Genomic DNA, 23,776 nt, shown 5'->3' on the forward strand with positions numbered 1-23,776 from the left:
AATAGCTTGCTACTTTGCCATTATCAAAGACAAAGAAGTATTCATGAGACTTAGTTCTATTTTAAAATGCTTAGCCTGTTCCACTTTGATTTTGATCTCCCAAAGTTATGCCAAGCAGCAAAAGTTGTTACCTGATGATGGTAAAGCAGAAGACCATTTTGGCTTTAGTGTCGCGATAGATGGCACAACTGCATTAGTCGGTGCGTACAAAGCCGATGCCAAACACATCCAAGATTCGGGGGCAGCCTACGTTTATTCCCTTGGCTCTGAAGGTTGGGAACAGCAAGCAAAATTAGTCGCCGAACCCGCACATGTTGATGACACACTCGGTGGTAATGTGGCGTTGAAAAATCACATGGCAATGTTAGGCGTGAGTAGAAGAGACGATAAAGGTGATGATGCTGGTGCAGTGTTTACCTTTGAGCTTGAGGCAAATTCATGGTCGCAAAGGCAAATTTTAACAGCTATAGATGCCAAACCTGGGGATGCATTTGGTCAAAGCATCGCTCTCTCAGAGCAGTTTCTTGTCATCGGCGCGCCCCACAGCGATGCACTACGTAAAGACTCAGGATCAGCTTACGTTTTCATACGAGACAAAAATACATGGCGGTTTCAAGCCAAACTAACCGCAAAAGATGGCGCTGCAGGTGACTTGTTCGGGATCAGTGTAGCGATTGATGGTGATACTGTTCTAGTTGGTGCTGACTTGAATGATGAAAAAGCAGAAAAAGCCGGCGCCGTTTATGTCTATTTATTTGACGGCAAACAATGGAACTAACAAGCAAAGCTTATGGCTGAAGATGGCGCTAACACTGATATCTTTGGCGTGAGAGTGGCGTTGTTTGGCGATACAGCATTAATATCAGCCAGAAGAGACGATATAGAAGGCGTTGGCGCCGATGCGGGATCTGCCTATATTTTTGAGCGAAGAAAAGACAAATGGACGCAAACACAAAAATTAGTCGCACCTGATGGTAAAGCCGATGACAGATTCGCTCGTGGCGTAGCGTTAAACAAAGATACGGCTCTAATCAGTGCCATGCACCATGATGCCAATGGCATTAATACAGGAGCTTTGTATGTGTTCAAAAAACAATTAGGTCAATGGCGTTTTACATCGAAAGTAGTGGCTAGTGATGGTGCGTCAGAAGATAGGTTTGGTTGGAATGTTGCCCTTACAGACAATACTGCGATAATCGCTTCTCCTCATCGCGATGAAAATGGTAATGCATCGGGCGCTGCTTACATTCAAGATTTTCCGGATTAAAAATTGTCCTGTGAGGTTGACTGGTTCAAGCAGCTTTAGTCAGTCACCTTTTTGTATCCACCAGTAACAAATATGTCTAGCTTCAAATATGGAGTGTGTTGCGAATTACATAATCACATGGACACTCATCCTAAGAAGGTAAATTAATCGACCTTGTCGATATCAACTCTGGTGGCAGCCACAGCTTTTCCCGCCTTTAAAGTTTCAGCTTAAAAATGCTTGTTTTAGGGGTGAAACTGGATTCTTTAGAAGCACGGCTTCGCCCAGTTGAATATCTCGACAAGGACGTCGAGATTGGGTTCCGATCATCATGGAGGTGTGATTGACTAAATATAAGGAAGTGCTTCAGCCTCAATTTGCATCCCTGAAAATCACTCTACTAAATTGAAGTAATAGTCGGCGAGCCTTGAGTCGAGGGTACGGCAAAAGATAAGACAAAAGCATCGGCTTTGCCGACTGTGGGTTTTAGATTGCTTTGCTGTTAGTTAATGTGGATGTCTTGTTAATCGTGTTAGATGTCGTGTTAATCCATATAAGACAAGAGCCGGAAGTACTACTGGGATTGCTGCTTGTTTAGATCTCATTAAGTCAGAAGATTTGCTAACAATCTATACTCAGTATACGCCCTGTAAAGATGTGTCTTCTTGGCGAGATAAAAATGAGTATGCAGTGCGTTGTAAAGGTGGCTAACAAGACCATGCAATCTGACTCCGCAACCTGACACTTTTTGTGCAATACCGCATAAAATGATTTGCTTGGACACCCTTCTTAATAAAGTATCAACATCAAAGATTGACAATGATTGTCACTAGCGTTATTTTCAAAGTGCACAAACAAGAGGTAAGACCATGCACGTATCATTAACACCAGAACTTGAGAGCCTTGTAAAAGGTCAAGTCGAAAGCGGTTTATACAATTCATCGAGCGAAGTAGTGCGCGAAGCCCTGCGCGTATGGAATGAACAGCGGCAATATAAAAAGAAAATGGAAATATTGCGCGCAAAACTCGAACTTGCCGAAAAAAGCCCGTTGCTTGATAATTTTTCTATGGACGAACTAATAAAAGAACTTGATAACGAAGTCACTTAGTAGCGTGGCCATAAAATATAAATTACACCAAGAGGCCATAGAAGACCTAAAAGAAATTGGGCGTTATACCCTAAAACATCACGGTAAAAATCAACGTAACATCTATTTGCAAGGTATCAATAAACACTTTGAATCTCTAGCAGATATGCCCTTAATGGGCCGCCCTCGTAATGAAATAAAAGAAGGCTATTACAGCAGCGAATATAAGAAACACGTAATTTTCTATCTCATTCAAGAGAACTTTATAGAGGTACTAGGGGTATTGCATGAAACCATGCTGCCAGAACGACATTTATAGAAATTTTCGCCACTATTGAAGGTTATCGTAAGCATTGCGGCAGGTACTTTTACCATGTGAGTATTTTAGTCCATTAGCCCTTTTTGCCATTGAACTAACCACGGGATTGGTTACCGATATTATACTTTCTTCTCGAACAACGATGTTAAAAATCAACAAAATATTAAGTCAGCTTTCAGGCAGTTTGGTCATTAACCAATTCTTCTCAATTGTGGAAAGTTGAGCGATGACTTGCAGTTCGAAGTGAAAATTTGAAATGTTCGCTATTTTGCGACAGTTAATATGATGGCCACTGATCAATAGCGTTGTATTAATAGACAAAAAAACTTCCAGTCGAGTCATTACTTATTACAATTATATGGACACTCGCCGTAAGTAAAATAATAGACCACGTCGATATCAGCTCTGGTGGCTCAAGCACTGCTTTCCTCGCCTTTAACGTTTCAGCAAAAAATGGCTTATTCTTAGGGAAAATGACATGGAAGTCATTAAATCATTGGGATATCCTTAAGCTAGTCAATCACACGCCATGATGATCGGCACTCGGTTACCGCGTAACAATCTCGACGTCCCGCGCGGCGTCCGCCTGTCGAGATGTTCAACTGGGCAAATCCGTGCTTCTAAAGAATCCAGTTGAACCCATCAAATAAATGCTACGATTTAGTACACCGACAACTGCTTCAAACGATGGCAACATAACCATGATTTCCGACGATGACAAAACTTCCGTGACTGCGGACGACTTGCAAGTATCCTCCTCGCAATCAAGCGCTCTACAACGATTGCGTGATCGCACTGATGAGCTCGAACTAATCATTTCGAGCCTGACAATTTTTGCTCTTTTTACTCTGCCGGGTTGGCTTTTCGATAGTTTCTCTAACATTTATACTCATCTGTCAGACGGTTTGGTTGTCGCCGGAACCATAAGTATCACATTGATCGCTGGCGTAAGTTATGTCCTAGCCACCTGTTTTGTGATGCATCTAATGGCTCGTGCTTACTGGGTAGGACTTATCGGCCTTCGTACAGCGTTTCCAGAGGGCATTAATTGGGGCAAGACACCCGGTATCGGGCCGGTTACCAAGAAACGTTATAAGGAAGTACTTCTTGACTTGGACACTGTGATTCAACGTACAGATCGGTTGGCATCATCACTGTTTGCCGTTATTAGCCTGATCACCTTAAGTGCGCTTTGGATTGGCATTATTATGCTGATAACGCTGGTGATTGCAGTACAGATTGGCGCTCGATTTGGTCTGACAAACGCGGCTATTGGCATCGCTACTGCGTTCCTGCTAGCCGTACTTGCCGGACCACCGCTTCTCTTGTGGTTGATGGACGCGCAATTGGCGGCGCGGTTTCCGAGCCTGCAAAAAAGTCGAGTTTTTGTTGGCTTCGTCCGTCTTCTCGGGCGATTGGCAGGGTTCGTCTATCCCCAGCGTCTGATTTTGCCTGTGCAGCTTACGTTGCAAAGTAACATCCGTCCGGTGGTTTTTTATTTGGCGCTAGTTTTTGGCGTCACCAGCATAGTTGTCGTTGGCAACGTGCAGTTTCTCGCGTGGGGAAGTTTTTCGCTATCTGGTGAGTTTACATACCTTGATACAACGACCTCTTCGACCGGCTTTCGCAGTACCTATTACGAAGATATGATCAGCCCCAAGGATCGCCTGCGGGCATGGCCACGAATCGACAGTTTCAGTCAAAAAGGCAGTTTCGTCACACTATTTCTACCTTACCAACCGCTGCGCGACAACATGATGCTAGACGCACAGTGTCCAGATGCTGAGGATTCAGAAGACCGAGTAAATTGCCTCCGAAATTTGTGGTCAGTGAGTATAGGAGACAAATTGGTATCTATGAGCACTTTCAAAACTGCTGAACGTATGGACATTCAAATGCGGGGTCTAATTGGAATAGTCCCGTTAACTGGGCTATCGCCGGGAATTCATGATATATCCGTTGTATGGAATCCAAGTGCCAGTACGGAAGATGAGTTAGTCGATGACCGTTACACCGAAAACAGCAGTACCTACGCTATCCCCATTGCCTTTGCGCCTGACTACGAATTACCACTACAGGGTATTAAATAACCTGAACTCGTGATAAGCCATACCGTCCAGTAACGCTATTATTGCGCCTATCTTCGTTGAACTTGCTCTCAATAGCTGGCTATTCCTTCACAAGCTCGCCTTGATAAACACAATAATATCAGCACTGGATGCATTAAATGACCGAACAAATCAACTGCACACATCTAATTTACTGTTTTTATTAGAGTTAATTTATGTTTCGCGGCACGTCTTAACCCAAGTTCAGGTTAAATAGTTCCATAAATCAAGAAATCAAAATCAAGGATCAGATCACTTGATTTGCCACTCGCTTTATTTGGAAAGATAAATGTCTATTTTGACCGATAGCCTAGCTTAAAATTAGTTGAGCAATGACCTTAAATGGGTTCTTTACGGAATATCTCTGATGGCAATGGCGAGTAGCGAGCTTTCAAATTAACTCGATACTCACTTGGACTCTTAATTCTTCTGTATTATTTTTAGGATTGTTAAAAACAATCTTAGGGCACGCATTAAGCTGTGCCCTAGATTAGTTACTGACTAACGTCTTCCGATTCCGTTTCACTGCTTTCCTGCTTAGCAGGATCATACTTAGCGAACCAACCCATAATATTATCGGTTTTGCTGATCAAGCGGCTAGGGCGAGAAGCAATATAATGGGGCGCGCTGGGTACGCGTATTAATGCAGTATCTACTTTTAGCATTTTCAACGCAGTATAATATTGTTCTGCTTCCCAGGCTGGGGTGCGGTAATCTTCTTCGCCAACCATAAGCAGTGTGGGGGTTTTAACTTTATCCACATAACGTATAGGTGAATGTTTTAAAAATGCTTCTGGATCAGCCCAAGGATCGGCGCGTATCCAATGTCTGCGTACATATTGGCCAATATCAGCAGCTAGTGCCATCGTCATCCAGTTGATGACAGGTTTAATTGACGCGGCGGCTGCGAAACGTTGGGTTTTAGTGGTGATCCACGCGGTTAAAATGCCTCCGCCTGAACCCCCTGTGACAAATAAACGCTCAGGATCTGCGTATTTTTTGGCTACCACTTCGTCTACGACTGTCATTAGGTCATCGTAATCGTATCCGGGATAAGCTAAATCAATGGCCAGTGCAAACTCTTCGCCGTAACCAGTAGAACCCCTTGGGTTAACCCACACAGTGACATAACCTTCGGCTGCATAACGCTGAATTTCACTGGCAAAAAACGGTCCATACATAGCATAAGGTCCGCCATGAATTTCTAAAATCATGGGGTAGGTGCCATCTGCTTTAAAATCTGTAGGGAAGGCTACCCACGCCTCTATTTCTAGGCCATCGTGGGAAGACTTAACTTTGATTTCTTCAATAGGTGCTATATCTAGATAGGGCAGTACATCTTCATTTAAAGCCGTTAAAATCTCTGGGTTTTTACCATTTAGGCTCACTAAGCCAACTTCGGCTGGACGATCACTAAATCCCGCGGTAAAAGCGATTAGTGGTTTTTTATCATTGCTCACAGAAAAACTGCCGTCGGCGTAAGGTCGGCCAATGGATGTCCCGCCAATATTCGTGACTACCTTAGATATTTTGCCTCGTAGACTGATGTTAAATAGGCTTAATACACCATGATCTTCAGATAACACCAACAGACTTTTAGCATCAGGGGCCCAGATTGTTTGGCCTATGCTACCTGCAAATTTTTCTGCCAAAGGCCTCACGTTAGAGCCATCAGCATCGATTAAATACAGGTCATCTTGCTGATACGACAGTGTCTTATCGTCGTAGCCTCGAAAAGCAATGGTTTTACCATCGGGTGAAACAATAGGGGAATGGTCTGGCCCATCTCTTGTGGTTAACGCCGATAGCTTTAGGTCGGATAAATCTAATTGGTAAATTTCACTTTCGATAGGATCGAGATCTCTATCTTCAGCTAAGTTACCGGTAAGCAATAGTTGGTTATTGTCGAGCCACTGCGGACTTGAGAGGCCCGCCTCTTCAAATGTAACCTGTCTTGGAGTGCCACCACCTACTGGCAGGGTAAATATTTGGCTGGCACCGTCTTGTAAATAGCCTGCCCCATCAAAGCGAAAAGTCATATCGTCTATTACATTGAAAGCTTTGTTCCACTTGGCATCTTTAGGGGGCGTAAGGGGGGTGGCAAAAGAAGGTTTATCCGCTTCGACAAACATACTAAAGGCTAGCTGTTTTCCATTTGCTGACCAGACTACTCCAGAGGCGCCTTTATGTAATTGGGCCAGTGAAAAACTCATACCTGAATCGATAAACACTCGTCGTAACTCGGGTTTACCCTCATGAGAACTGGTAAATACTAGACTTTTTCCATCGGGAGACCAGCGCGGGGATGATGCGTTTTTGTCGGCTATTAATGGCCGATTTGTGGCTGATTTTATGTCTAAAATCCATAACTTGCCAGCGTCTTGGTCGGTCATTTTATCCATGCTTTGGCGCACGTATACAATGGTTTTGCCATCGGGAGAAATTTGCGGATCATTCGCGTATTCCATATCGAATACACGCTCAGCAGTAAATTGTTTTGAAGGCTTTTTATTGTTTTGTGCCGCCAATGCAGGGGTTGTAACTAGGCCGATAGATATCATCAACCAAGTTATTGCCTGTAACAGACTTAAATTTGTAAACCTTTGGGCCATCGCAGGGTTGAGTAATCCACAGAACTGCTTGGGGTGTATAATACGCATGACATTCTCCTTATCAAATTGTGTTTTTAGTTCATAGAGCACGAAATATCACGATTTATTATTCAGTCGGATACCTGAGTTTTAAGCCAGCGTAAACTTTATCACTATAGTCACTTAGACCAATATCAAGACTGTTTAATACATCCACTAAATGTTCATTATCCTCACGGCCGTTCCAAATTTTATGGTATGTGCCTTCTTTATAACCATGGTCTTGACGGAAAAAATTCAATACGTTTTTGCCAACGTATTGGCGATACAACTCGTCTGAGTCCATTTCTGCTTGTTCGACTATCTTTAAAAATAAAGGTACATCGAAACGTTTGGCGGCGCATAAGCCGGCCATTAACTCTAAATTATTTAGAATATCTTGTTCTGTGAAGACATAGTCCTTGCCATCAAAAGTGACTTGGCTGCGGTTGGATGCGAGTTGCTCGGCGATGGTGTTGGCAGATTTTTGAATGTCGCCAGTAAAACCAATGATGATGTCTGATAACGCAAAGTGCCATATATCCACCAGTTCCATTTGTAGCTGCGGTAGATCCTTGTGCTGGGCTTTCCACCATTTCCAGCCGTGGTGTTCTATGCCTTCTATTGACTCTATCATGGCGGCCCGTAAATAAGCGTAACCGGCGTCGAGCCAATCAGGGTTAACCTTTTTATTCATGGCGTCTTGCAGAGATAACATAGTCGCGAGTTGGTTTGAGCTGAGCATAGTGATGGTTGTCCTTTATTTTTTTGTTATGTCTTATAAAAACGTTTAAATGTTTGAATAACGCCAATGCGTTGTTGTTCGGTTTGTTCTTTAATGGCTTTACCTTGGTAACCTTTGGCAACTATGGCTTTGATATCGACTTTTGCCGCCGCTTCATAAGCCTGCCATATATACTCGGCGTTTTTGTATTCACTTTCTTCAAAGGTCGTTCTACCTCTGGCATCTGCTTTACAGGTGAGCAAACAATCGGCAAACCTTTGCGGTTTGCGCCATACGTCACAGCGATTCAACATGCCCAATATAGTACTGTGTTTCAGTTCGAAGGCATTATGCACATGGGTGTGGAATTCGCTGACCATTAAACCGAGTTCGCGGCAGTCGTTAGGCGCTTTTAGGCGGTCGCAAAGGGTGTTGATTGCCTCTAGTCCTAGCTTTTCATGGCCTGGGTGTGATGGCCATTTTTCAGAGGAGGTGAGCCCTTTACCTAAGTCATGTACTAGGGCTGCAAAACGCACCGTTAGTTTATCTGATAGCTTAACAGCCTGTTGCAACACCATCATAGTATGAATGCCGGTATCTATTTCAGGGTGCCATTTTGGCGGATTGGGAATGCCCCAAAGCACATCTAACTCAGGGAACCATACGGCTAGTGCTTTGCAAGCTCTAAGGTTTTCAAAATACACTTCAGGATGAGTTTCTAACAAGCTGCGTGCGGATTCTTGCCACACACGTTCGGCGCTAAGGGCGGTGAGTTCCCCATTGGCGACTATTGTTTGCATTAATGTCAGTGTTTCAGGTGCAATGCGAAATCCCAAGTCGTAATAACGGGCAGCAAATCTGGCTACTCGTAAAACGCGCAAGGGGTCCTCAACAAAAGCATCAGACACATGGCGCAGTAATCTGTTCTCTAAATCTTGTTGGCCGTGGTAAGGGTCGATGATATTACCTTGATCATCCATGGCCATGGCATTGATGGTCAGATCTCGGCGTAATAAATCTTCTTCTAGGCTGACCTCACTAGAGGCATCGCAGATAAAACCGGTATAACCTGCGCCTATTTTGCGTTCAATGCGAGCAAGGGCATATTCTTCTTTGGTATTGGGGTGCAAGAATACCGGAAAGTCAGCGCCAACAGCTTGATAACCTTGGGCTAACATTTGTTTTGGGGTGCTGCCTACCACCACCCAATCGCGGTCTTTTATAGGGCGGCCAAGCAACTTGTCGCGCACGGCGCCACCCACTAAATAAGTTTGCATAAAATCTTAGAATGTTTCATTGAACCTAGAATCCGTGGTTGGACAGGCGTTGAGGCGCAGGAAAACATCGTTGGATCAAGGCATGAATTGCAATAAGTGGTTGTTCCACTTATAAAATTTATAACGTAGAGCCAGCGGTTTTTAACCAGCCTCAATGTCTGTAGCGTCTGCACCTTTGAGGTGAGACATAAAATAACGTTTATTTTCAGATAGGTAAAAATGTTAAATATCACTTCTAGCGGTCAACTGCGGTTTCTAGGTTGAAGCTATTATGCCTCAGACCTAGTCTATGAAGAAGCCGCTTAAGCTTAAAATCACTCTAAAATAGCAACTGTCTCTTTGACAATATCTAGCTAACTGGTTAGTTTAGACCTTATATTAATGCTGTATCTTTTTCACGGATTGTCTGCCTAACTTATGTATCTCAGCTATTTTGGATTATCCGATAATCCGTTTTCTATTGCCCCCAATCCTGACTATTTGTATATGAGCCCTCGTCATAAAGAGGCTTTGGCTCACTTGACCTTTGGCTTACGTGAAAGTGGCGGGTTTGTGATGTTAACCGGTGAGGTTGGTACCGGCAAAACGACAGTGTCCCGCAAGTTGATGCAGCAATTGCCCGAAAATACCCAAGTTGCGATGATTTTGAATCCTACTTTATCTGCATTAGAGCTGCTGGGCACCATTTGTAATGAGCTGGGCATTGAATACAAACGTAAACATGCCAGCCTTAAATATTTTACCGACCAAATTCTCGATAAATTAGCTAATAATCATGAGTTTGGTGTGAACACTGTGTTGATTGTTGATGAAGCGCAGCATTTATTGCCTGAAGTATTAGAGCAACTTAGATTACTGACAAATCTAGAAACTAACCGTGAAAAGTTGCTGAAGGTGGTGTTGATTGGCCAACCAGAATTACAGCAATTGTTAAAACGTAATGAGTTGCGTCAATTAGCCCAGCGGATTACCGCCCGTTATCATCTTTTGCCTTTAAGCTCTTCCGAAGTGGGTGCGTATATTGGCCATAGGTTAGGCGTGGCTAATGGTGATATCAGTGTGTTTTCTAAAGCCACTATTCGAGCTGCATTTGATATTACGGGTGGTATTCCAAGAGTGATCAACTTGTTGTGTGATAGAGCCTTAACCTTAACCTTTACTAAACAAATGCCCGTTGTACCGCAACATGTTTTTATTGCCGCAGCGCAGCAGATTTTAGGGGAAGATGTGGTGAAACAGCGACAAGGCAAACGCTGGACTTATACCCTGTTAGGAGTATTTTTAGCAGCGGCCGCCCTTGGCTTTGTCATAGGCCAGTTCAATGTTTAGACAAATAAATATTCAAGAATTACAGCCAGGCATGGTGATTGTGCGGATCACTGCGCAAAACGGGCATGTCAAAATCAAGAAGGCAGGGCTGGTCACTAGCCAAAATATGGTGCAAGGCTTGATTGAAATGGGTATCCAACAAGTGGAAATTGATCCAGACCAAACCGTTGAAGTAGACGCAAAAGTAGAAGCGCCACAGATTAAAAAATCGGCGACTCGCAGAATGCTGGAAAGCAATAAAGTCACCCATACCCGCATCGATGATGGTTTGTCAGATCAATTTCATCGCAGTTTGTATTTACCTTCTGTACAAGATATTCCATCGGCTTGGCAGTTTTATACTAAACGTTACTTGTTAGCGGCGTTTATTGCTCTAGGTGGTTTGAGCTTAGGCTGGACCTTGGCTAATTATCAGGAAATATTGACCTTATGGAGCCTCCAGACTGATAAGCCAGTAAGGATAGTTTCTATAGCCGTTCCAACGGCCGTTGCCCCTGCGACTGAGCAACTGGATAATAAAATTGAACCATCAGTTAAGGTTGATAACCTTCGAGATGCCAACACTGACGTCATTATAAATCCAGCTGCGCAACAGGTCGCTGGGACAGATGATATTGCAAAAAAGTCTGAGCCAAGTGACGTTGTAGCAACCATGAGTCCAGCACCTGAGCCAGATCCAGAGCCGCAAATTTCTGCTGAAGTGCTAGCGAAGTTTAGAAAAGCCATCACCGAAGTGGCAGATTCGCCAGTTACCCCGCCGCCTGTGCCAAGTATATCTAGCAAAAATGACGTACCAAGAATTGATCAGTTACCGGCATGGGTGATGAATCGATTACCTAGTATGGCTTTTTCGGCTCATATGTATGCCTCTATCGAATCTGAAAGGTGGGTTAGAGTCAATGGCACTCGAATGGTTGAAGGCGATAAAATTGATGGCATGATTGAAATTGTCCGTATAGAACCTCAGCACGTTATCTTAAATTACTCTGGACAAACCTTTTCTATGGCGGCTCTGACGGATTGGTAGATAACCTTCGCTCGGGTATGATCATGAATGGTTCAAACCGATACCCAAGCTTGTTGGGTATCGAGTAATTATTATTGAGTAAAAAAGGACTGACGCAAAAAGACTGATAAGCGAATTCCAAAGTCATCAGGTGAAATACTACCAACAATCTCATCCTCTACTTTAGATAAGTCTAGTTGTGCTACTTCGTCTAATTTTGTGGTTAAATTATAAAAAACCATTACCACTGGCGACAGCGGCTGAAGGCGATTAAGGCGCATTACCATGGCGAGTTTTCCGCTGGCTAGTTTTACCAAAGAACCAATAGGATTAGCGCCAATACAAACAATAAATTTGCACAACAGTTCTTTATCTAGACCCAAGTCCTCATCTTGCATTTTTTTCAAGGCATCAGCAGGTTTGAAAATATCTCGGTAGGGTCTAGAGGTGGTTAATGAATCGTAGGTATCGACAATTGCAGCCATTCTGCCGTATTGAGATATTTGTTCACCCTTCAATCCGTCAGGGTATCCTGTTCCATCAAGTCTTTCATGGTGTTGCTTAATGACTGTGAGACACACTTCATCTATACCGTCGATGGGCTCTAGGAGCTTTAATGCGATGTCTACATGACGCTGTATTCTTTGTGTTTCTTGAACAGACAAACTATCGGCCTTTTGTGTTAACAAAAGAGGCTGTTTGACCATACCTATACCCAAGTTACTTCAACTTGCAGGTTTTAGTACCTGAAAGTTATCATTTATCCGACTGTTTAATATGTCAGCAATATCCGGAAGGGTGACGTTAAAAAAATGCCGAATGTGTTGTCGAAATTCCTTTGCGCTAGAGAAATATCGATTATTGCGAGCATATTCATTCATGACTTTCCATAATCGCTCTATGGGGTTCAGATTAGGGCTGTATGGGGGCAGATAATGCAGTGTAATTCCTAATTCAGCCGCTTTGTCTTTCACCTCCTTGGAACGATGATAACCCGCCCCATCCAGCACTAAATGAAGCGTATTATTTGCTAAGTACCTCTGCTTTAGGTGCTCCATAAAATCCATGATGGTGCTGCCATTTACAGTCTCGTAATCATGCACTACCGCTTCAGCTAAATGATTTAACCGGATCGCGCCTACAACATTCATTCGGGTGCGACTGCCTGTGGTTTCAATGGGTTTATCTACCCCTTTACGTATCCATCCAGATGTCACCTTGGTCGCTTGAGTAGGATGCACTGCATCCATGAATAAAATAGGCTCATCATCCGATACGCTATCCCGTAACGTTTCATATTCTTCGATAAACGCAGCTTGCTTTTGCTCATCAAATTTATGAGGCACACCTTTAGGCTGTTTGTAACTAAAGCCGTTTTGGTGGAGCCATTTATTTAACCCAGACACTGAATAGGTAATCTTCCACGTCTTTTGAATGTAGGCCACTATTTGATGGGTGTGTAAGTAAGTGATATCTGACAGGTGTGCAACCAATTGCTGGGTTTGCTCAGTATTTAAATGACTGGCAGAGCCACCACCCGCAGGCTTGAGCTTCAGACGTTTGGCGTAATCACCGATATGGCGTGTAATGCTGGCTTCACTCTTACGCAAGGCTTGTGCAATTCTAGCGACGGTCCACCCTTCACTGCGTAACAACACCGCTTTAATACGGTCACGCTCCCTTCCATCACGGGCTTTCGTATGTCTCGCTTCTAGCGCGGTTTTTTGGTCGGGTGTAAGGGAAATATCAATCATAGGTACAGCCTGATCCTCAAATCAGACAAAATCAAGCATTTTCATTGATCACGGGTATATATCCATCAGCAAAGCACCCGCACCCAGATGTCGCAGAGTAGATTTTTCTATTTCAAGTGAACGGCCAAATATCACCATCAAGATGGCGCAGTTTATACTGTGCTCTAGAAAATATTCATCGTCCTTCTTGAGCATGGTGACGATGCCAAGGGCATCATCACAATCAAAGGCATTTCTAACAATTTGTTGGGTAATGGTATTAACATCTTCAAGATCAGCGATTTTGCTCTTTGCTACGCGTTTAATTAAGCGCCCGTGAATTGTTTTGGCTTGGTCATGGAGATTAAGTGAATGTTTTAATTGTTGGCTATAACTTAATCCAGAAGCGTTGATATACGTGTCATCTAGGTCATCAAAGTCACTTAGTTCATCGTCAGTATCAAGGTGCGTGCTTTTAGTCAGATCAATTTGAACTTGTAATATTCCCTTAGCAACTAGACCAACAATATCTTGCTCACTACTGATTTTCCCCGCGGAGGCGACTGCAATGTTACCCCTTTGTTTGGTCACCTTAACAATGAACATACCCGGTAAAAGTGTGTCTACATTAACCCTTTCTAACATGTTTTTTATTTCTATAGGTGAGCAGATGTTCAAGTCTTAGAGAATTTGACTGTGCAGTCAAGTGACATTGGAATAAATATGTGCAGTTTAACAAGTTGAATAATACTTTTTGGTAAAAGGCCAATACATGTTATTCAACTTGGACAATAACTGCCGGAATTTACGCTACACGCTTATAAAAAAGACAAGGGTGCAGAGCTCTCTGAGCATACATCAGTGATATCCATTATAGGGTGTATTTCACTGAGGTTTGCACATAGCTGGAGTCAAGATCTAGACCGCCGTCATCGACTACGTATTTACCAAATTCCACCCCAATTATCATTTTAGGCGTGTACTGTTTGATAAGATTAACGGCGTAATGAGAGCGATCATGTCCGAGTATATCGGTTTCGCCATTACCGTAGAATACAGTACTGCGATATTCTTCATTCCATACCCTTCTATACCCCACATACCAGGCCGTGGTTTTTTCTGCCTTAGTTTCACCGCTAACAGGGTCAATAACTATATCTGTTGCCAGCGTTGTTCCGACATATCGACCCGACTCACCTAAGGTTAGCTGAAAACGGATATCATCTTTACCAACAGCATTTATCCTGCCAGAAAAACTTACAGCTGTGGCCGTATCATCAATCCCGCCCTGGTCGACTTTTCTAACTAAACCAGCCATACTTGCCTGGCCCCAATCGCCTTTAAAGTTATATCTAGCCACAAAATCAGGAAGACTACTATCAGGATCAGCATTCGCGCCACTGACTCCCACATTACCGGAGCCGCCGTTGCCGTCACTGTCGCCATAGGTTTGCGAGTTTTCTACGGCAAATTGCCAGTTTCCAACGCTATAGCGTATTTGTACTTGACGAATAAATCCTTCGGCCACATGGGGGCCACCAAAGTCCAGAGACTCAACTAATGCAGCTAAGGGCATAAAGGTCGACCAGGTTTGACCAATCAACCAGTTTTTGTTCTTAACAAACCCATGACGCAGTCTTGGCAGTACCGAGTTACTGATTATTTCGTTGCCCCCTCCGCCATAAAAATCCAATTCGATAAAGCCTGTCCAGTCATCGTGAACGTAAGTCATATTAAAGCGAGTTTCTTTGATGTTTAAACCCAGTTTAGAGGTGTCTACTGCCCCTGGATTATTGCCAATCCAGTAATCTTGATAATTTAAATCGCCGCTAACATATCGTGCATCTGCTTTTATGTAGCCACCAAACACCATTTTGTCACCGTTTTTGAAGTCTACTTCAAATTCATCTGCATGTGCTACTGAGCCAAAAAGGCTGGCTCCTGTTAGCAACGCGGCAAACGCTGTGGTTTTGTTAATATATTTATTCATGTGTTTTCCAAGTGTTATTCAAGTGTGTAAGAAACGATTTTGACATTGAGCCATGACAAACAAATTGTATATAAGCTCATGGTCTATACGACCAAGGTCTTAGGAGGTTAGCAAAAAGGATATTCTTCTCGTATACAGACATCTCATACCATTTCTATGTTCTGATATTTGGGAATATTGCTGGCCAAAATAAGATTGAGGGGGATTTACATGAATTAAGTAATACGCCTTAATTTGTGATGGTCGACCAAGGTCCTATGGCAGAACCCAAAGACAGGGTGAAAGTTATATTTTGCAAGGGCTCAGTTTTGATATCAGACAAGGTGAGGTACTTTCCCCGTTCGGTAGAATTTCACAATCAGATGGGCACTGATGCCACACCAGATGACATTAATAGCCCCGTGATGGGGACCGTTAATGCCCGCTTTGAATCACCATTCACCGCCTAGCCCCTGCGAACAAAGCGCGGGTTTGGTCGATGCCTTTAAAGCGGCTACCAGTATGCTAATACCATTCTATATAAAAGAGTGATCTAATTGCTCTTTCCTAATTCAGGGGCACAGCAAAATTTGCTTAATCAGGAGGCTTTGCTTCTCTCTGTGCTATCCGTGTCCTCTGCGCTACACAGAGGTAAGAAATATTAAATGACAAGATCTTTGTAGTTCGTACATCTGCCTGGAAAGATTATATTAGCGACCCACTAAGGATACTAAATGCAGATCCAAGGGATTGGGTAAAGGTGGGCAGTAATTAAGATGGAATTATATAACAGGTTGTGCCAATAGCGGATTGGATATTGTTGCAGACTTCAAGGTGTCTCTCATTTTATGGGCAGATAGCTGTCGACCAAAATGCTGAGTTATATATTGAATTAGGCTTAGGCTCAGTGTTTTCTGGGTCCACTGGGTGGGGGATATCACTAGGCTATTGGTTGGGGCGTATATAAGGATATTTTAAAGGCGACGATAGTAAAGAATAAATGGAATATGAGGTGGCTTGTGAGCACCGCGTATTTTTATGGACTTCATCTTAATAAACAGTGAGCCGGCTCATTAACAGGCATTTAATCATGCTATGAAATTTTTTGGCAAGGGTTTCCCAGCGAATATTCATGAAACCCTGCAGAAGGCGCTATTCTTTTGTCCCCTAAAGAAAACTTAGCTCAGTGGTTAGAAGCAGCATTTTTAGCAAAGGTAGTCAACTCTTGAGATTTCAGTCAAGACTCAGACTCATCTATAGAACGGGATTTTAATTCTAAGCTCTTTATCTTCCGATAGTTTTAACCACTGGCTAATTCACAGGGCTGAGTAGCGAATTAAATCATCTATACCAATCTTAAGTGCATTTAAAGCCGTTTGTGGCATTAGCACACTTCCGTCAGTTTCAATCACTAAACAGCTGATACAGACACGATAGGACTCAAGGGTACCGGCGCAAACCAGATATTCTTGACCTTCTTGAAGCGCCACGGTGCCACTTACCCTGACTTTGTGACTCTCTTTGATTGTCTTTAGTTCGTCGATATGGGCATCTACACTAGGCGCACCATCAAAAATATCCACTTGGCCGTTGTTTCTAAAGCCTTCTTTTTCGAGCATCGTCAATGCAGGCTTACCTTGATCATTTGGCCGTCCAATCACTTCTCTCGCTTCCATTGGCAACAAGTTGACGTAAATGGGATGTTTCGGCATTAAATCAGCAATAAATTGATTGCCATTAAGTGCACCATACAAATCAGCTTCAGAGTAACTCATATCAAAAAAGTGTCGTCCTAGTGCTTCCCAGAAGGGAGAACGCCCATTTTCATCGAAATATCCTCGCAAATCTGCCATGACTTTATCGGGAAACCTTTCTCTAAACTCGGCCATAAACAAATAACGACTGCGTGCTAATAGTTTGCCGTTACCATTTTTTCGATAAGCATCAGTGAGATATAAAGTGGCAACTTCCGCAAATCCCTCAAAGTGATTGGTGAGATGTAAGGTTTCTACCGTCACTTTTTTGTTTATCTGTCGACTGTACTGGGTTTGTTTATTGAGCTTGTAAGAGTAAAACTGATCGTCAATACCTAACTTAGCGATGATACTGGCGGTACCTACTAATTTCCCTGTATCAGTGTCTTCCATGACTAACAAGTAGACTTCACTGCCCGGTTCTTTGATGGTACGGGTGATACTTTCTGATGAAAGCAATATTTTATGTTCTAAGGTTTTTCTGTCTGGGGGCAATGTTGTCATCCCGGGGGAGGCTGCCACAGCAATCTCCATAAGATGATCAATATCTACAATCTCTACTGGCCTAACAATTATCATGGGCAACGCCTTGTTCAAGGTGAGTGAAACTAGTCTTGTCTTTTGTGGGGGGCAGATGAATACCCGCAATCATACATCTCACAGATCCGCCGGCCAATTCTATGGTCTCGACACTTAGTGGCAATAATACTGCACTTTTTTCAATCGTGGCGATTTGATCTTGGGTGAGTGAATTAAATGCACTACGAGATAAAACCAATATTTTCCCGGTATTTCCGGTTAGCTCGATGCAATTGCCCGCAAATTGATAAACTTGCTCAGCACTGAGGTCAATAATGTCACGACCAGAACGACTTAAGTTGCGCACAATGTTGTCACGTTGCGTGAGGTCAGGGATCATTTGCAAACTCAGAACCGCAAAGTCGCTGCAGATGGACATAAATACATTGGTGTGATAAATCGGAATATCGTTTAAATCTAATGCCGAAAAAACAAAGGGTTCATAGTTAAATTGGCGACAAAAGCGTTCAAACAGTGCTGGGTTGGCGCGATTGGATGGGATCATATAGGCCACGCGTTCAAGATGATCAATAACCATGGCGCCGGTACCTTCCAAATATAAATCGTCATGTTCAGAACCTGAATAATCAACTATTTCGCACACCTCATATTCACATTTCAGCATTTCTACTATATCGCTGCGGCGCTCTTTTCTGCGATTAGGCGCGTACATTGGATACAGCACAACTTTACCCTCCGGATGGGTAGAAAACCAATTGTTTGGAAAGACTGAATCGGGAGTGTTATGAGATTCATCTTCAAACAAATGCACATTAATGCCACTGTTTTTAAGCAACTCAACGGCTTGCGTAAATTCCATATAGGCGCGATTAGATAGATTTGTTCCGTTTGTATCATTGCTTAGCGCTTGAAACCCATTGTCAGCCAAGGTTTCAGGATTGGGGTTAAAGTGATGGGGCCTAATCATGACTATCGAAGCCGGAGATTGCGGATTTGAGTGTGATAACGTCATATAAATAATGTCTGTTCAGTGGCAATGAATAATAGGTTTTACGTAAGCCATGGTAAGCAGAAATATTGTCAAGTTCTATGGGCAAGATTGCCAGTTACCAAGCAACATTTAGCTAAACTGATAGACCCATGTTACATATTGCTAGGTGATTGAACTTTGTTCATTTTTTACGGATCACATACTTTTGATTTAACGGCATCTGACCCGTGGTATTGGTTTGAATAGCGAGTGTTGTAAACTCAGACGGTACTTAGCAAAATGCTGGTTTCGCTATTGAGTACACCGTTGGTTTCTCTTACATCCCTGAGTACCCTGTCAAACTCTCTAAGGTCGCAAACAGATAATTCGGCTATCAAATCCCACCCTCCATTGGTTGTATGTAATTTCTCAATTTCTGGGATCCGGCGTAATCTCTGTATCACTTGTGAAGTGGATTTTCCTGCCACTTCAATCATCATAATCGCCCTAAGGCTGTTGGGATCAAAGTCCTCTCTGACGCGGATCGTAAATCCCAATAACGCCCCTGATTTTAAGAGCCTTTCCAGACGATTTTGCACTGTACCCCGTGATATATTCAGTATTTCAGCTAAAACCGAGATGGGCGTTCTTGCATCTCGCTTGAGTACTGCGATCAACTCTCGATCAGTTGAATCGAATGCAATTAGTGGGTTGGGAGTTGGGTCTTTTGGCATTTTAATAACTCGTTAATCTGTGGTTAAGTGATATCTGTTGAGTGGTTTCTGCTCCCCCCATTGCTGCATATCATGATATTAGAGGAGGCAATATTAACGTTCATTTAAATACCTTTAATGATGGTTACTTTGGTTTCCAAACCTTTGAGTAACCATTTGAAGTTTGATTATCCGCTTTTTAGTATTGAGCGTTTCAAATTAGTACAAATAAACCCCTTATTCTGAATTGTCTGAGTGGATATGGTCTATTAAGTATTAGGCTAACCAACCCTTAGTTTCGGCGTTATTGGCCAGCCAAACTAAATATAGTGCAATGATGAGCACCATCATTGGCATGATACTGCCGCCTAGCCCATATACCTCAAAGGCATGAGCGATAAAAAATGCATGGAACATCTGCTCTTTTTCTGGCAGTGCCACGATTTGCTAGGCTGTCATAGTTATTGTTATTTGTTGCATAATAAAAGCCATCACGCCCAGTAGATTCCATATGGCCATGACAATTGCCAGAATTACCAACCACTTTGGTGCCATGGTATTGGCGTCATTCATCTGTTTTCTCTGATTATTATTTGATTTGCATACTTATGTTAGCAAATTGTTAATGGGAAGGTGAGTTTACCTTGCTCTTGTTGAAATTTATTCCATTGATTGTCCTCAGCATTTTCTTCACACTATTGTTCAAAATAAACCTGAGTAAATTTGATGAGTGTTTTAGGTTCAGCAGTGATTTTTTTGACCGCTACTGTCATTGCGGTGCCCATTTTTAAGAAGTTTAAATTAGGTGCTATTTTAGGTTATCTGGTTGCAGGGTTGGTGATTGGCCCACAAGTTATGAATTGGGTGAATGATCCTCAGACCATATTACATTTTGCTGAACTGGGTGTGGTGTTGCTGCTGTTTGTGATTGGTTTAGAGTTACAGCCCGAAAAACTTTGGCGAATGCGCAATCAAATTGTATTCACTGGCGGTGGGCAATTACTTGTCAGCGCACTCGTTATTGCGCTTATTTTACGTTTTGCATTGGATTTTTCTATCAGTATTTCACTGATCATTGGTTTGTCTCTCGCCTTGTCATCCACTGCATTTGCTGTGCAATTGATGACAGAGCACCGTATTCTAAAATCCCCAATTGGTCAGCAGGGTTTTTCTATATTGTTGATGCAGGATCTCGCGGTGATCCCTATTTTGTTGTTAGTCGAAAATCTATCACCCACAAACAATCATGCTTCACCGTCCTGGTGGATAGGCGTGTTAGCCATAGTGGCAGTCTTAGCCGTGGGTCGCTACTTAACCAATCCGTTTTTACGCCTAGTGTCTAAATATGGTAGCGAAGAAGTGATGACTGCAGCTGCGCTACTCATTGTTATGGCAACGGCTGTAGGCATGCAAGAAGCAGGTCTAACTATGGGCATGGGCGCTTTTGTGGCCGGTATTTTGTTAGCCAACTCTAGTTTTAGACATCAACTAGAAACTGAAATCGAACCCTTCAAAGGTTTGTTATTAGGACTGTTTTTTATGGCTATAGGCATGAACCTCGACTTAAGTTTATTAGTCGATAAACCGCTATTTATCTTGTCTGCCAGTGTCATATTAGTGTTGCTTAAAACAACCATTATATTTTCAATACTAAAACTGGCTAAACAGCGCAAAACAGATGCCATGCGTATTGGTTTGATGTTGTCTCAGGGAGGCGAATTTGCATTCGTGGTTATGGCACAAGCATCAAACAATGGTTTATTGCCTGTTCAAATTAGTAGTGAGGTTACGTTAATAGTAGGTATATCTATGGCGTTAACGGCTCCTTTGGTTATTTTGCATAGTGTGTGGTTTACCAGCAAAGATTGTCCCGCAGTGTATGACACTAAAAGCGATCTTAATGAGCCAGAAGTATTGATTGCTGGGTTTGGACGATTTGGTCAAGTATCTGGCAGGATTTTAGCCGCTAACAATATTCATTTTACTGCACTTGATAAAGACGCTGAGCATATTGAATTCGTCAGGCAGTTTGGTAATAAAGTATTTTTTGGTGATGCGTGTCGATTGGACTTGTTGGTGGCGGCAGGAATAGAACACGCTAAGGTGATCTTGGTGGCTGTAGATGATGAAGATGATGCACTTAAGATTGCAGAGTTGGTCAGGGAGCATTTTCCTGAAGTAAAAGTTATTGCTAGAGCTAGAAATCGTTATACAGCGGTCAAACTTTATAATCTTGGCATTCAAACCAATGTCAGAGAAGTCTTCGCTGGTGGCTTGGAAGCCGCAAACATGCTGTTACAAGCATATGGACTAAGTGAAACCGAAGCCAAGGGCTTAATTGATATTTTTGCGGTTCACGATAAAAACTTACTAGAAAGTACTATGATGCAAAATATGGATTTTGATCAATTGATCGCAATCAGTAAACAAGGTCGCCAAGAGTTACAAACCTTATTTGAAGAAGATAAGCAAAATTTTGACTAATGTTTGGCAACGTAAAATTCGCGAAATTAGTGCTAAAGACAGCTTTGTGAATATTTACCATGAAAAGTTTGGTGACGATGTTTATGCCAAAATAAAAGAGATGCGCAGATGGTTAAATACCCAACCCCACAAAGCCGATTTACGGGCTTATTTGATGGCTGAAGATCCTTATTCTGCCAAGCGTTAAATGTTGCCTAGCCTATTAATTTAACATGGTTCTCTTTGTAAGCACGCCACACAATAACGTTGATAAGCCATAAGCTTATGCAGCGAAATATTCTTTAGCGGGAGCGAGTAAACATGCCCTGTCTCATTGTGAATACTAAATAACCTGAGTTCAGGTTAAATTAACAGGGCATTTTCTATTGTTGGCTGATCCTAAAAGGTCTTACTTGAAAGACCCTGGCCATTCTGCAGCGATAAAGGTGAAGACAGTCCATACCGCTAAATTTTGGCGCATATGTTCAGGGTTCACCTTATCAAAGGTATCGTCAGGCGTATGGTGCAGATCAAAATAATCTGTTCCATCTTGCATCAGATTCAGGGCAGGGACACCCAGTGCTGCTAAAGGGATCATATCTGGGCCACCGCTAGTATCACCACTACGACGACTCACGCCCAGCTTACCCATTAGTCCGGCCATGGTATCAACCACATGTATAGCATTAGGTGAGACGTTGTTAGATGATTGAAGTCCATAAATAGGACCCGCGCCAAAATCAGATTCGGATCCAATCACATGATTTGCGATGGTACCGTCCTCTTGTCTCGCCTTGGCATAAGCACGTGCTCCGATTAATCCCAATTCTTCCGCGCCCCAAAGGATGACACGGATAGTGCGTCGTGGACGTAATTTTGCATTATTTTTGATAAAAGCGCCTGTGGCCATGGCGATGGCAACGCCAGCCCCATCATCAACCGCTCCTGTTCCCAAGTCCCAGCTGTCCAAATGGCCACCAATGACAACCACTTCATTAGGCAGTTCGCGGCCTGTTATTTCACCTATGACATTTTTGGTGACAATAGGCCCCAAGTCTTTGGTTTGGATATTTAGACGAATTTTCGGGCTGTGACCGTAGTCCATTAAACGCACCAACTGGTCCGCATCTGGATTCGAAAGGGCAACAGCAGGCACCGCTGTATAACCCATGGCTACATTAGTTGCACCTGTATGTGGGTTGCGGTGGTCATCTGTACCAATAGAGCGGATGAGTAACGCTTCTGCCCCTTTTTGAGCTGCAAGCTCGTGGCCTTTACTCCGGGCGATGTTAGCAGGGCCGTAACCACCACCATCTTTTAACTGTTGCATACGATTACTGATAAAGGCGATTTTTCCCTTTAAGCTGCCATCCAGCGCTTTTTCAAGGTCTGCATAAGTTTTGAAATGCACAATATCGGCTTCTAAGCCCCCTTCAGGTGTCGATTTTGAACGACCTAGAGCTGTTATTATCAATTTTTGGTAAGAGGGTAACAAAATTTCAGCCGTTTCGACGCCGCGTAGCCAGCCATTCATGTTCACGTCTTCGGTGTACACCTTATCAAACCCTAGGGCCTTTAATTTATTAATGGCCCATTCAATACCCGCCTTTTCCCCAGGAGTACCAGGATGTCGAGCACCGACTTCGGTGGTGAGTGATTTTAATATTTCATAAGCGCTATCATCATCAATGGCCTTATCCCGCAGATGGGTGGCGATATCTTTGGTCTCTTTTGAAACAGGAATAATGTTGTCATTAGCCAACACTGGTGCAGTGAGTATGAGGGCAGCAACAGCTGCCAATTTGATCAGTTTAATAGGAAATTCCCTGTGAGTGTTTTGTATTTTGAAGATACGTTATTCTTTTTCTAATATTTGTCCAGTGCTTCCTTCAAGTTGACTATTTTAC

Annotated in this window: 21 protein-coding genes; 9 read left to right on the forward strand and 12 right to left on the reverse strand. The window is 42.9% G+C overall.

Going from position 1 to position 23,776, the window contains the following annotated elements:
• Positions 1-43 precede the first annotated feature (43 nt).
• From CXF95_RS30640 to CXF95_RS13420, 5 genes are all read left to right on the forward strand, one after another.
• Positions 44-778, forward strand: a complete 735-nt coding sequence (locus CXF95_RS30640; RefSeq protein WP_232787835.1) for an FG-GAP repeat protein — start codon at positions 44-46, stop codon at positions 776-778.
• Between the two features lie 12 nt (positions 779-790).
• Entirely contained in the window at positions 791-1,267 is a 477-nt protein-coding gene (locus tag CXF95_RS30645; protein WP_232787836.1) for an FG-GAP repeat protein, read from the forward strand.
• 848 nt (positions 1,268-2,115) lie between these two features.
• Entirely contained in the window at positions 2,116-2,355 is a 240-nt protein-coding gene (locus CXF95_RS13405) for a type II toxin-antitoxin system ParD family antitoxin (protein WP_101199151.1), read from the forward strand.
• A 4-nt stretch (positions 2,356-2,359) separates the two neighbouring features.
• Positions 2,360-2,653 (forward strand): type II toxin-antitoxin system RelE/ParE family toxin, encoded by a 294-nt coding sequence (locus CXF95_RS13410; protein WP_198556583.1) that lies wholly within the window; start codon positions 2,360-2,362, stop codon positions 2,651-2,653.
• Between the two features lie 701 nt (positions 2,654-3,354).
• On the forward strand, positions 3,355-4,743 hold the full coding sequence (locus CXF95_RS13420; RefSeq protein ID WP_101199152.1) for a hypothetical protein: 1,389 nt from the start codon (positions 3,355-3,357) through the stop codon (positions 4,741-4,743).
• 512 nt (positions 4,744-5,255) lie between these two features.
• Here the strand turns inward: CXF95_RS13420 and CXF95_RS13425 are convergent.
• Genes CXF95_RS13425 through CXF95_RS13435 form a run of 3 tightly spaced genes read right to left on the reverse strand, consistent with a single transcriptional unit; the run spans position 5,256 to position 9,392 of the window.
• Positions 5,256-7,421, reverse strand: a complete 2,166-nt coding sequence (locus CXF95_RS13425) for a S9 family peptidase (protein ID WP_232787837.1) — start codon at positions 7,419-7,421, stop codon at positions 5,256-5,258.
• A 58-nt stretch (positions 7,422-7,479) separates the two neighbouring features.
• Positions 7,480-8,136 carry a dUTP diphosphatase gene (locus CXF95_RS13430; protein ID WP_101199153.1) on the reverse strand — a complete coding sequence of 219 codons (657 nt, stop codon included), beginning with the start codon at positions 8,134-8,136 and terminating at the stop codon, positions 7,480-7,482.
• Between the two features lie 26 nt (positions 8,137-8,162).
• Positions 8,163-9,392 carry a multifunctional CCA addition/repair protein gene (locus CXF95_RS13435; RefSeq protein ID WP_101199154.1) on the reverse strand — a complete coding sequence of 410 codons (1,230 nt, stop codon included), beginning with the start codon at positions 9,390-9,392 and terminating at the stop codon, positions 8,163-8,165.
• 417 nt (positions 9,393-9,809) lie between these two features.
• Between CXF95_RS13435 and CXF95_RS13440 the strand changes: the two genes are divergently transcribed.
• Both CXF95_RS13440 and CXF95_RS13445 read left to right on the forward strand, forming a co-directional pair.
• Positions 9,810-10,721, forward strand: coding sequence for an ExeA family protein (locus tag CXF95_RS13440; protein WP_101199155.1), 912 nt, complete (start codon positions 9,810-9,812; stop codon positions 10,719-10,721).
• The gene (locus CXF95_RS13445; protein ID WP_101199156.1) at positions 10,714-11,748 is read left to right on the forward strand and encodes a general secretion pathway protein GspB; all 1,035 of its coding nucleotides are present in this window, start codon (positions 10,714-10,716) and stop codon (positions 11,746-11,748) included. Before CXF95_RS13440 ends, CXF95_RS13445 begins: the two co-directional genes overlap by 8 nt.
• A 71-nt stretch (positions 11,749-11,819) precedes the next feature.
• On the opposite strand, the gene CXF95_RS13450 is transcribed toward CXF95_RS13445, so the two are convergent.
• The 8 genes from CXF95_RS13450 to CXF95_RS13490 form a co-directional block, all read right to left on the reverse strand.
• Positions 11,820-12,434: an HD-GYP domain-containing protein gene (locus CXF95_RS13450; RefSeq protein WP_232787838.1), complete on the reverse strand. Its 615-nt coding sequence runs from the start codon at positions 12,432-12,434 to the stop codon at positions 11,820-11,822.
• A gap of 18 nt (positions 12,435-12,452) precedes the next feature.
• The gene (locus CXF95_RS13455) at positions 12,453-13,478 is read right to left on the reverse strand and encodes an IS630 family transposase (protein ID WP_198556590.1); all 1,026 of its coding nucleotides are present in this window, start codon (positions 13,476-13,478) and stop codon (positions 12,453-12,455) included.
• Between the two features lie 51 nt (positions 13,479-13,529).
• Complete coding sequence (locus CXF95_RS13460; RefSeq protein WP_101199157.1) at positions 13,530-14,105, reverse strand: DUF3391 domain-containing protein; 576 nt, start codon at positions 14,103-14,105, stop codon at positions 13,530-13,532.
• A 226-nt stretch (positions 14,106-14,331) separates the two neighbouring features.
• The gene (locus CXF95_RS13465; protein WP_101199158.1) at positions 14,332-15,450 is read right to left on the reverse strand and encodes a DcaP family trimeric outer membrane transporter; all 1,119 of its coding nucleotides are present in this window, start codon (positions 15,448-15,450) and stop codon (positions 14,332-14,334) included.
• A gap of 1,295 nt (positions 15,451-16,745) precedes the next feature.
• Positions 16,746-17,762, reverse strand: a complete 1,017-nt coding sequence (locus CXF95_RS13475; protein WP_101199160.1) for an arginine N-succinyltransferase — start codon at positions 17,760-17,762, stop codon at positions 16,746-16,748.
• Complete coding sequence (gene ctlX / locus CXF95_RS13480) at positions 17,749-18,690, reverse strand: citrulline utilization hydrolase CtlX (protein ID WP_232787839.1); 942 nt, start codon at positions 18,688-18,690, stop codon at positions 17,749-17,751. The genes CXF95_RS13475 and ctlX overlap by 14 nt, the downstream gene beginning before the upstream one ends.
• 284 nt (positions 18,691-18,974) lie before the next feature.
• Positions 18,975-19,427 carry an Lrp/AsnC family transcriptional regulator gene (locus CXF95_RS13485; protein ID WP_101199162.1) on the reverse strand — a complete coding sequence of 151 codons (453 nt, stop codon included), beginning with the start codon at positions 19,425-19,427 and terminating at the stop codon, positions 18,975-18,977.
• Positions 19,428-19,682: 255 nt separating this feature from the next.
• On the reverse strand, positions 19,683-19,847 hold the full coding sequence (locus CXF95_RS13490; protein ID WP_232787840.1) for a hypothetical protein: 165 nt from the start codon (positions 19,845-19,847) through the stop codon (positions 19,683-19,685).
• Positions 19,848-20,132: 285 nt separating this feature from the next.
• On the opposite strand from CXF95_RS13490, the gene CXF95_RS13495 reads away from it, so the two are divergent.
• Complete coding sequence (locus CXF95_RS13495; RefSeq protein WP_101199163.1) at positions 20,133-21,890, forward strand: monovalent cation:proton antiporter-2 (CPA2) family protein; 1,758 nt, start codon at positions 20,133-20,135, stop codon at positions 21,888-21,890.
• Positions 21,883-22,077: a hypothetical protein gene (locus CXF95_RS13500; protein ID WP_101199164.1), complete on the forward strand. Its 195-nt coding sequence runs from the start codon at positions 21,883-21,885 to the stop codon at positions 22,075-22,077. The genes CXF95_RS13495 and CXF95_RS13500 overlap by 8 nt, the downstream gene beginning before the upstream one ends.
• A 201-nt stretch (positions 22,078-22,278) precedes the next feature.
• Here the strand turns inward: CXF95_RS13500 and CXF95_RS13505 are convergent, their stop codons facing one another.
• A complete protein-coding gene (locus CXF95_RS13505) occupies positions 22,279-23,670 on the reverse strand; it encodes a M20/M25/M40 family metallo-hydrolase (protein ID WP_232787841.1) in 1,392 nt (463 codons plus the stop codon).
• Between the last annotated feature and the right edge of the window lie 106 nt (positions 23,671-23,776).

Origin of the sequence: Paraglaciecola sp. MB-3u-78 (genome assembly GCF_002835935.1) — a bacterium.
Classification (GTDB): domain Bacteria; phylum Pseudomonadota; class Gammaproteobacteria; order Enterobacterales; family Alteromonadaceae; genus Paraglaciecola.

What these genes read in the sequence shown, in the direction of transcription:
- CXF95_RS13420 (WP_101199152.1), top strand. Translation starts at nt 3,355, where the DNA reads ATGATTTCCGACGATGACAAAACTTCCGTGACTGCGGACGACTTGCAA.
- ctlX (WP_232787839.1), bottom strand. Translation starts at nt 18,690, where the DNA reads ATGATTAGGCCCCATCACTTTAACCCCAATCCTGAAACCTTGGCTGAC.
- CXF95_RS13475 (WP_101199160.1), bottom strand. Translation starts at nt 17,762, where the DNA reads ATGATAATTGTTAGGCCAGTAGAGATTGTAGATATTGATCATCTTATG.
- CXF95_RS13435 (WP_101199154.1), bottom strand. Translation starts at nt 9,392, where the DNA reads ATGCAAACTTATTTAGTGGGTGGCGCCGTGCGCGACAAGTTGCTTGGC.
- CXF95_RS13430 (WP_101199153.1), bottom strand. Translation starts at nt 8,136, where the DNA reads ATGCTCAGCTCAAACCAACTCGCGACTATGTTATCTCTGCAAGACGCC.
- CXF95_RS13405 (WP_101199151.1), top strand. Translation starts at nt 2,116, where the DNA reads ATGCACGTATCATTAACACCAGAACTTGAGAGCCTTGTAAAAGGTCAA.
- CXF95_RS13445 (WP_101199156.1), top strand. Translation starts at nt 10,714, where the DNA reads ATGTTTAGACAAATAAATATTCAAGAATTACAGCCAGGCATGGTGATT.
- CXF95_RS13485 (WP_101199162.1), bottom strand. Translation starts at nt 19,427, where the DNA reads ATGCCAAAAGACCCAACTCCCAACCCACTAATTGCATTCGATTCAACT.
- CXF95_RS13495 (WP_101199163.1), top strand. Translation starts at nt 20,133, where the DNA reads ATGAGTGTTTTAGGTTCAGCAGTGATTTTTTTGACCGCTACTGTCATT.
- CXF95_RS30645 (WP_232787836.1), top strand. Translation starts at nt 791, where the DNA reads ATGGCTGAAGATGGCGCTAACACTGATATCTTTGGCGTGAGAGTGGCG.
- CXF95_RS13465 (WP_101199158.1), bottom strand. Translation starts at nt 15,450, where the DNA reads ATGAATAAATATATTAACAAAACCACAGCGTTTGCCGCGTTGCTAACA.
- CXF95_RS13425 (WP_232787837.1), bottom strand. Translation starts at nt 7,421, where the DNA reads ATGCGTATTATACACCCCAAGCAGTTCTGTGGATTACTCAACCCTGCG.
- CXF95_RS13450 (WP_232787838.1), bottom strand. Translation starts at nt 12,434, where the DNA reads ATGGTCAAACAGCCTCTTTTGTTAACACAAAAGGCCGATAGTTTGTCT.
- CXF95_RS13460 (WP_101199157.1), bottom strand. Translation starts at nt 14,105, where the DNA reads ATGTTAGAAAGGGTTAATGTAGACACACTTTTACCGGGTATGTTCATT.
- CXF95_RS13440 (WP_101199155.1), top strand. Translation starts at nt 9,810, where the DNA reads ATGTATCTCAGCTATTTTGGATTATCCGATAATCCGTTTTCTATTGCC.
- CXF95_RS30640 (WP_232787835.1), top strand. Translation starts at nt 44, where the DNA reads ATGAGACTTAGTTCTATTTTAAAATGCTTAGCCTGTTCCACTTTGATT.